The sequence below is a fragment of the Bradyrhizobium sp. SZCCHNR1017 genome, assembly GCF_032381375.1.
In the GTDB taxonomy this organism is placed as follows: Bacteria; Pseudomonadota; Alphaproteobacteria; order Rhizobiales; family Xanthobacteraceae; genus Bradyrhizobium.
This window is the reverse complement of sequence record NZ_JAUHIR010000019.1, coordinates 119143-125414: the sequence shown is the minus strand read 5'-3', so window position 1 is coordinate 125414 and position 6272 is coordinate 119143. Positions and strand designations below refer to the sequence as shown.

The 6272-nt window shown below is 58.5% G+C and carries 2 protein-coding genes; both read left to right on the top strand.

Annotation, left to right across the window (positions count from 1 at the left end; translation table 11 throughout):
* Window positions 1–1229: 1229 nt before the first annotated feature.
* On the top strand, window positions 1230–2276 hold the full coding sequence (locus QW863_RS31635; RefSeq protein ID WP_315769704.1) for a hypothetical protein: 1047 nt from the start codon (window positions 1230–1232) through the stop codon (window positions 2274–2276).
* Between the two features lie 1451 nt (window positions 2277–3727).
* A complete protein-coding gene (locus QW863_RS31630; RefSeq protein WP_315769701.1) occupies window positions 3728–6235 on the top strand; it encodes an AAA family ATPase in 2508 nt (835 codons plus the stop codon).
* Window positions 6236–6272: the final 37 nt, after the last annotated feature.

Sequence of the window (6272 nt, the reverse complement as noted above, 5' to 3'; positions counted from 1 at the left end):
CCTTCAGTCCTGCCCACTAGACAGACTGAATCACCGATATCTCTGCGTCGCAACTGCTGACTTTTTCAACGAAATCGGTCAAAAGCGGATAATCCGCTGATGCGGCCGCAAACGTCGGCTTTGGGTTAATCGTGTCGCCTCGGATCGACCTGGATCGTTTCTGTTCTTCATGGGAAAGCTGACCCGCGGGACTGCTTCGCGTTGTGATCAGTGCAGCCCCGCTCACAAGAAGCCATTGGCGCCTCGAAAGAAAAGGTCCGGGCCAGCCGCAATCCGGTCAAGGCCCGTCAGCGGCTTCGCCGCGCGCTTAGGGCGAGCCTTGACGGGCTCCGTTAGCCCTGTAGCAGCCTTCCATGCGCGCATGGCTAGGTATGTCCCAATTCTGCGACCTAGTTCGCTAAGCTGCGATTAGTGCCATTCGGGACATTGATCTCTCAGGTCTTTCTTCGTCTAGCAACACTATGAGTGTTGGAGCAGTGCCGTGCTGCGATAAGTAACCTCAAAAACTTACGACCGCCGAGTCTACGCCGCGGAGAGGCGCTTTTATCTTGCCGTCGAGCCCGCCCTACGGCCGCTTCTCTCCAATCCCAGGCTGAACTGCGCTCAGACACCGCGCGGCGGCTGCACGAGTGGTGAGTCTCAGGCTGCATCTTTGCTGCATCTCCGGTCGGACCATTGCCATCCGAGCGCAGGGTCTTAGCGATCTATCGAGACAAACCAGAGTGATCGAACTGTATCGGCGATGCTGTTCGTCCGCAGATCTGAGATGGGCAGTCGGACTGCCCTTCAGCATCAATTCAACGCGCACCGGTCCAGCATCGAGGAAAGCTGGTGTTAAAGCCGTACGCAAATCGCCGATACGGCCGGCTCAGATCGAGTGTCGATCGGCGGCAGGTCGGCAGCAACAGCGCATCGTAGCCGTTAAGGGGAGAGCTGTAGCGCGCGACGTCGCGCAATTCGGCCGTTCCGCTTTGGCTTCGGACATGCCACCTTTGCAGGACACCTGCGCGCATGGCATGGCTGGTCCGCTTTCCACCATTTGGCACCACTACGCCCAGGGCCTCTCTGTATTTCTCTCCACGGGGGCGCGCAGGAGGGATGACCGATCCCGGGCTGGGCAGGGAGCTCCCCGTTCCGGCCACTTTGGTCAGCGTCATCGCTTTGCAGCAGCCGGCCTTTCGCGTGCCTCCGATCGCGCGGGGCCGAGACGCAAGGAGTAGCATCTGATCATGACCGAGTCCGTTCCGCCCCATCCATTCGATGACATGGAGGCGCTGGCCTGGCTGCGCTCCCAGCCCAAGGGACACGTGACGTTCAGCGCCGCTGAGCTCGGACGCCAATGGGGCTGGAATAGGATGCGGACCAGTCGTCGCCTGAAAGCCTGGGAGCGCGGCGGCCTGATCAGTCGTAACGCTGAAGCGATCATTGTAACGAGGTCCGTAACACCAACCGTTACAGATGGTACCGCTGGGGTTACGGACGCCGCCGGCGTCACAGGGACATCCGGAGCGGAGGAAGCCCATCATTCCCCGAGACGCGTCAAGCTCGCTGCTTTGATTGTGGCTCTGGCGCTGGCTTGTGTATCGGCTGCCTTTTCCATCGACGGCCTGACCGCGATCTTTGCCGGAGCCTTCTGGCCTGTCATCATCATGGGCGCGGTGCTGGAGGCCGGAAAGCTCGTGGCGGCGGCTTGGCTGACGGAGCATTGGACGTCTGCGCCGTCCCTCCTGAGGTTCGTCCTCGTCCTGATGATTGGCGTGTTGATGGGGCTGAACGCCGTTGGCGTATTCGGCTTCCTCACCCGCGCTCACCTCGACCATCTGACATCCATAGATCTCACCCTTGCCGACAGAACCGCAGACGTCGAGGCCCGCCTCGGGATGCAGAGCCGAGTGGTCACCGACATTGACCGGCGTATTGCCCAGATCGACGCGGCCATCGACGAGGCGACGCGCCTTGGCCGGCCGGTCGGAGCTATGACGATTGCTGACCAGAGGCGTCGCGAACGTGCCGACATCGCGGCAGAACGCCAACGTGAGTCCCAGGCTCTCGCTAATCTACAGATCGAAAAAGCCAAGATTGACGCGCAACGCAGGCGTGCCGAGGCCGAGGTCGGACCAATACGATATCTCGCCGAGCTGATTGGCATCCCCGCCGCGGACTTTGAGCGAGCGGTCCGGCTGCTTACGCTGGCGCTTGTTGCCGTCCTTGATCCGATGGCAGTGGCGCTGCTGCTCGCTGCCGGAGTTCACGCCAGGCGCGTGGGTTCATTCTGACCATTGCCGTTTCGTCTCCAAGCAAGCTCATCGCGCGATAGGGGCCTTGACCAAATCGGTGACCAGCAAACCTGATTCCGCGCAAACTTGCAGCTGAAGGCCAGAAGAACGAAGCAAGGAGTTTCTCACACCCTATGCACCTCCGGTGCTGACGCTTCGCGGGCCGCCCGCGGCTATCTCATTGGGGTGAAACAGAAAGCTCCCGTCGATTGGTGTTTACAAAAGTCGGTCCGAGTGAATACAGCGGACCTGCGAAAGGCACGACAAAACACGGCTCGTCAACAACTTGCCAGCGTTTGAGCGCGCATACGAACGGAATTGCCGGTCTCGCTCTCGGTCCATGGTGAGCTTGCTTCGGTTTAGGGGGCCCAAAGCTGTCGGCTCTCGCGTTCTGGATTGAAGTTCGCAGATCGCCTCCGGAGGGCTGCAGATCGATTGCGAACCGCGCAGTTCCGTTGTGCGAGCGAACGGCCGCTGCAGGCCGGAAAGCAATCCAATTGTTCTCCGAGCTCTCGGTCAATCTCGCTCGTACTCGCGGTAGCGGAGCTTGATCCTAACGCCAGACATGCCGGTCGGCTGATCCATCGTGCGGAGGACGTGGCCGAGACGAGAACCAAGTTGGGCGGCGCTTTGATGCGGAGTCGGTTGGGTAGCTGCCCAACCTGGCAGGTGTTGATGTCAGGCCTGCGCCGCTTAATGGACGAGTATTGGCGTCACTGAGCTGCGTCTCCTGTTTCGGGCTCTACTCGACCAGCTTGTCGGCGAGGATCATCACCGAACCTAATGAGTTTAGTCGGGGCTTGAATTTGAAGGAAGATTGTTGCAGTGCTCATTCTTGATTCGTTCTCGCATTTGGTTTTGACTTCTAGCGCTGCCATAAATTGCTCTGGTGTTAACGCACGGCTCATAGAGTCCCCGTAATGGAGCCTGTAAAAATAGAGGTTTCTGGCAAGATTTGACAAACGGTCGCGTCATTTGTCAGAGCTATCTGTGCAGAGTGCGTTGCGAGTGAGCGCACGGCGGCGCTCACTTAACGCCAGGCTGGTTCGAGTCACTATGTAACGAGCCAGTCCGTGGTGCGTTGTTGATTGCAAGTCCACCGTACTAGACCTTTTCGCAGGAGCCGAGGGCATCCCTTGGCACAACGGGCTTTGGCCCGGAGGGCGGAGCCATGTCTAAAGACCGGTCACTATCGGAGGTCATCGACAGTATCGGGCGACTTCAGGTAGGAGCCGCAAACAAAACCGTCCTCGCTGGGCTAGCGATCCTGCGGGACGGCAGGAGTCCGGTCGAGCGTTGTGTTCGCTGGGCCGCCTTGTCGGCTGGTGGGGCAATATTTGCTTGGTGGAGGGGATTCTTCGGATAGCCAAAGGAAGCGAGGACCCTGAATAATCTCGATTCTCTACCGATTTTCAGCTATTTAGGCCTCCTGAGCCGTCCGGGGCGTGGCCATGACCAATTCGATCGACCAGGCGTACGAGCGCCTGCTGAAACTGAAGGCCGATATTGAAGCCGCCTTGGCAGCGAAGCTGAATGAGGCCGATACGCGGCTGAAGGTTTTGGACCGGTTTCTGTTCGAGGTTCTGGAGTGGAAGCACGAGGCAGTCTTCACCGAACCGCCTACTGACTCAGGCTACATCGACTACCTTTTGACGATCGCCGATCGCCGCGGAGCCATGGTGCTGGAGGCCAAGAAGGCTGGACTTCTCCAACCCGCGACCAAGACCAAAGATTTGATGGTCGTCACCTTGTCAGGACCGGTGGTCAAGCCGCTGTTGGCCGGCATCAAGCAGGCGATGGGATATGCTCTAGAAAATGGCGTTGCAGTCGCCGCGGTCACCGATGGCAACACCTGGCTCTTCTTCCGGGCATCCCGGACGGACGGTCTGAAGCCGCTCGAAGGCAAGGGTATCCTCTTCCCGTGCTTGGAGACGGTGATCGCGAACTTCGCGAAGTTCGTCGAATTGCTGAACTTTCCAGCGATCATGAAGCGGCTGCATCTGGCGCATCTCGCCGACGCTGACGGGCTGGCCGTGCCGGAGGCAGAGCAGCAGCTCTTCGTGCTTGATCCGGGCGAAGCCAGCATGAGGCAACGCGATCCGCTCGCCAGCGACGCGGCGCTTCTGTTCCAACAATTCTTCTCGCGATTGTCGAACGAGAAAGACCGCGAGATGCTTCGGGATTGCTTCGTTGAGACTTCAGAAAGCCAAAGAGCCGACTTCGAGTTGGAGAAGATCGTCCAGCGGGTGTTGAACAACATCTCATCGCTCGACACCGCCCAAAGCGAGGAGCTACAGAGCCAGATCCAGCGCGTGATCACCACGCGCCGTTCCGAGACCGTCTTACTTGTGGGCAACAAGGGTGCAGGTAAATCGACCTTTGTTGACAGGTTCTTTGAGCAGGTTCTCGCAAAGCAGTTGCGGGAAAAGTGCATCGTGGCGCGTGTTGATCTTGAGGATTATCACGCAGATCCCAGGGGCATCGTGCCTTGGGCGATGCTCCAGTTGCGCGACAAGCTCGAAGCGGTGGTGTGCGCGACGAATCCGCCAAGCTATGACGAGTTGCGCGGCATTTTCTTCTCTGAGTACCAACGGTGGTCAACCGGTCCGCGAAAGCACCTGTACGAGACCAACAGGAACGAGTTTCGCGACCAGTTCGGTAAGCACATTGAGGAGCGGCGCGAAAACCATCCCGACGAATACGTGCGACTGCTGCTCGCCTGGGCCGCCTCAGGTCACCAGAAGCTATCGTGCCTGGTATTCGACAACACGGACCAGTTCCCGACCGATGTCCAGGATATGGTGTATCAGCTCGCGCATTCCCTCGAAAGCGCCGCGCCCGTCTTCACCATCGTGCCGATCACCGACAGGACTGTGTGGCGGCTGTCGAAAGCAGGGGCGTTGCAGAGCTATTCGGCAAAGAGCTTCTATTTGCCTGTGCCCGACGCGAAAGAGATCATCTCGCGCCGTGTCAACTTCCTGAAGAGCAAGGTCCATGGAGAACCCAAGGCCACCGAATCCTATTTCTCGCGGCGAGGTTTTCATGTGAGGGTGAACGATCTTGCGATTCTTGCCGAAGCTGTCGGCAAGGTTTTCGTCGAGAACGACTATGTTTCTGGCTTCATCGGGCGTCTCGGAAACTTCGATATCCGCCGAATGCTGAAAATTGCCGAGCGGATATTCATCTCTCCCGAGCTCGCGATTGACGACATCATCAAGTCGAAGTTCTCGGGCGAGGACGTGACCACCGACCGCGTCAGAACGCATCGGGCCCTAATAAGAGGTGAGTACGACCGGTTTAGCGAGCGGGAGAACGAGTACATATCGAACTTGTTCCAGACCAATCCGCAGAAGCCTGGGCCGCCGCTGTTGAGCTATTACATTCTGTGGATTCTCCGCCGTCAAATGCACAATGCGCGCAATAGCCAAGATGAGAACGTTGAAGCCGCACACTGGTCGGTCTCGAACCTCGTGCAGTTCTTTGAGGGATGTGGCGTCGCCGAAGAATTGATTCTTACAGCTGTTAATCGGCTTTACGATCGTCGCCTCGTGGAGGCGCTTGACCCGAACGTTCAATACGTGACGCTCGCTGACAAGGTGGCGATCAAGGAGAGCGGCATTGCTCATCTGGAGCTGCTACTTACGTCGCCCGTATACATTGATCAGATGGCACTGGTCACCGGGATCAACGAGCCGTTCGCTCGTGATGAAATCAAGAAGTCGCTTACAAACAGCCGATTCGACGATATTCGAATTCAGTTTCTCCGCTACATCCTCAAGATTGACGCAGGCCGCATCACTATTCCGCCCAACGAGCTGTACGAGCAGATGCAGTTGGCCCGCAAACAGATTGAGCGCCTGACGCTACAGCCTGTTCGTCCGTCGCGTAGACCGGACAAGCCAACCTGGGCGCCCGGCAAAGGAAACCATTTCAGAAGGGGCGGGGGTCCGAAGCGTTAGCCGACCGGCTGGCGCTTGAACCGCCTGAGACGCTCGA

What these genes read in the sequence shown, in the direction of transcription:
- QW863_RS31635 (WP_315769704.1), top strand. Translation starts at nt 1,230, where the DNA reads ATGACCGAGTCCGTTCCGCCCCATCCATTCGATGACATGGAGGCGCTG.
- QW863_RS31630 (WP_315769701.1), top strand. Translation starts at nt 3,728, where the DNA reads ATGACCAATTCGATCGACCAGGCGTACGAGCGCCTGCTGAAACTGAAG.